Source organism: Pseudomonadota bacterium (genome assembly GCA_010028905.1).
Classification (GTDB): domain Bacteria; phylum Vulcanimicrobiota; class Xenobia; order RGZZ01; family RGZZ01; genus RGZZ01.
On record RGZZ01000614.1, the window covers coordinates 1 to 2,520 of the forward strand.

The window sequence follows — 2,520 nt, forward strand, 5'->3', positions numbered from 1 at the left end:
ATCATCACCGAGGGGGTGTTCAGCATGGACGGCGACACCCCCGATCTCGAGAGGCTCATCGATCTGAAAGAGCGATACGGGTGCCTGCTCATGGTCGATGAAGCCCACTCGATGGGTGTGCTGGGAGGCACCGGACGCGGGCTCGCCGAGCACGCTCACATCGACCCCCGACGCGTCGACGTATGGATGGGCACCTTCTCGAAATCGCTGGTCGGCTGCGGCGGATACGTCGCCGGCAGTCACGCACTGATCAATCTGCTCAAACATGCCGCATCCGCCTTCGTCTACAGCGTGGGCCTGGCACCCGCCATGGCCGCAGCCTCTCTCGCAGCCCTGCGACTTCTTCGACGAGAGCCCGAGCGCATCACCACCCTGCGCGCACGCGCCGATCAGCTCGCGTCTGGCCTGCGTGCGCTTGGGTGCGATCTCGGGCTGCGTCAGGACGGCATTCCCGTGGTTCCCGTCGTGTTGGGTGACGACTTTGGCTGCCTGCGCGCAACCCGCGCGCTGGCCGAAGCCGGCATCCGCGTCATGCCGATTGTGCATCCGGCCGTCGCCCGCGAGGCGTCGCGGCTTCGGTTCTTCGTCACCGCCGGACACTCCGCAGAGCAGATCGATGCGACCCTCGGCGCTGCGGCGCAGATTCTGACCGCTTCAGCGTCAGAACCCCACCCGTCAGGTCACGTGTAGCCATCGGGCAAACGCCACGCCTAGAAACAGCAGTAGCACGGCGCTCACGCCAAGCGTGACGTTGTACACGAACCGGCTGCGAAGCCGTTCCCCGGCCAGCAGGTAGATTGGAAAGGCCACCGAGGCATAGCGGCCAAGCGCCTCGATGCAGGAGTATCCGGTCAATCCCACAGACATGAGGGTCAGCAACCCGTACCCGGGACCGAAGCGACGAGCCAGCGGCACCGCGAGCAAGACCCACGTCGCGAGCACCAGCAACGCAACGCCATACTGCACACGCATCACGAGATCTCCCGTGAAGAACACCTGCAGATCCGACCAGAAACCAGAAGTCGACAGGCGATCGCGCCATACCGACTGAGCCTTCAAAAACGCCAGGGCCTCGCCGCTCGACACGTGGTGCATGAGCAGCACGCCGCAGAACGCCAGAACGGGCCAGAGCGCGACCCCATCACGCAGTTGCAGGCGCCGACGGGGAAACCCGGTCTGCCAGGCGTACTGCACCCCGAGGGCCATGGCCGCCGTGATGCCGTGAGGGCGGGTGAGAGCGGCCAGACCCACGGTGAAGAACGCCGCGTTCCATCGCGCGGCATGGCCGAACGCAAACGCCCACACGATGAGCGCGAAGTACACGCCCTCAGCATACACCGCACTGAAGAAGAACGAGAACGGGTAGAAGCAGGCCAGCCAGAGCGCTCTACGGGTCGCGTCAGGGCCCACCCACGCGTGCCCGAGACGCGCCAGCCCCGCGAGACCGATGAGAAACCCCACATTCGAGACCACAATGCCCGTCAGATGAAATGCGTGATGCGGGGAGAGGATGGGCGCAAGGAGACGACTCACGATACCCGTGAGGTAGGGGTAGAGCGGGAAGAAGGCTGCGTTGCACTGATGGCCCGGGACATAGTGGTAGCCCTCGAGGTACACGGTGGCATACCAGGCTGAATCCCAACGGGCCCACCCATCGAGCCACAAGAGATCCGAAAAGATGCGCCACTGGCCCGGCGCAAGCTGAATGGGAAAGAGAGAGAGGCTCAGCGCAACCGTCACCCAGAGAAGAGAGCGGCTCACGAGAAAGGGGGCCAGCGCCATCGAGAGCAGGGCCCTCAACGAAGGCTGCGCAGATTCGAGCGCCTCTTCATGGACCTGACTCATCAGATTGTCTCTCCCTGCGACCGCATCACGATGTCGGCCGAGCCGTCAACGCCCACCAACGACCCTGCACCTCCCTGGCTCTCTTGACATCGGCAGAGGAGGGCGAGCCCGGCCGGTGGATACGATGACCACGCATCCACTCCCTCTTCCGCCGACCACGAGACGAGCAACCACGAGCCCGGGGCTGTCGACCGCGCCCAGACAATCGTCGCAGCCTCAGCCGAGGGCGGGCGGAGCCTGCGAACGCAGGACACGACAGCAGAAGCGCCAATCCACAAGCGTGCAGTCTGAGGGATACATCACCGAGGTCCGATACGTCTGGGGCTACTTCGATGAGATGAGCCCGCGCGCCATCAACGAAGCCGCCTGGGCCAGCGGACACGCCGGCGTAGCGCTGGGCGAACCGTTCCGCTATCTCGAGCTGGGATGCGGCTTCGGCCTCTCAGCCGCTTCGTTCGCGGCCACGCATCCCCACGCCACGTTCCACGGCGTCGATCTCAACCCGCGGCACATCGAAGAAGGGCAGGGCTTCGCCCACACGGCGGGCCTGCGCAACCTCGTCCTCGAGGCCGCCTCGTTCGAGCAGGTTCTCGCACAGCAGCGAGAACCGTACGACTTCATCGCGCTGCACGGCGTCTACAGCTGGGTGTCTGACAGCGTGCGCGCCCAGATCCA

3 protein-coding genes are annotated in these 2,520 nt (G+C 65.1%); 2 read left to right on the forward strand and 1 reads right to left on the reverse strand.

All coding sequences use genetic code 11. From position 1 onward, the window contains the following. Window positions 1-690, forward strand: a 690-nt coding sequence (locus EB084_23510; GenBank protein NDD31229.1) for an aminotransferase class I/II-fold pyridoxal phosphate-dependent enzyme, incomplete at its 5' end; no start/stop codon positions are given. Here EB084_23510 and EB084_23515 read toward each other — a convergent pair. Next, on the reverse strand, window positions 676-1,845 hold the full coding sequence (locus tag EB084_23515; GenBank protein ID NDD31230.1) for a hypothetical protein: 1,170 nt from the start codon (window positions 1,843-1,845) through the stop codon (window positions 676-678). The two genes, EB084_23510 and EB084_23515, sit on opposite strands and share 15 nt — an antisense overlap. A gap of 280 nt (window positions 1,846-2,125) precedes the next feature. Between EB084_23515 and EB084_23520 the strand changes: the two genes are divergently transcribed. Beyond that, the coding region (locus tag EB084_23520) for a methyltransferase domain-containing protein (protein ID NDD31231.1) at window positions 2,126-2,520 on the forward strand (395 nt) is incomplete at its 3' end.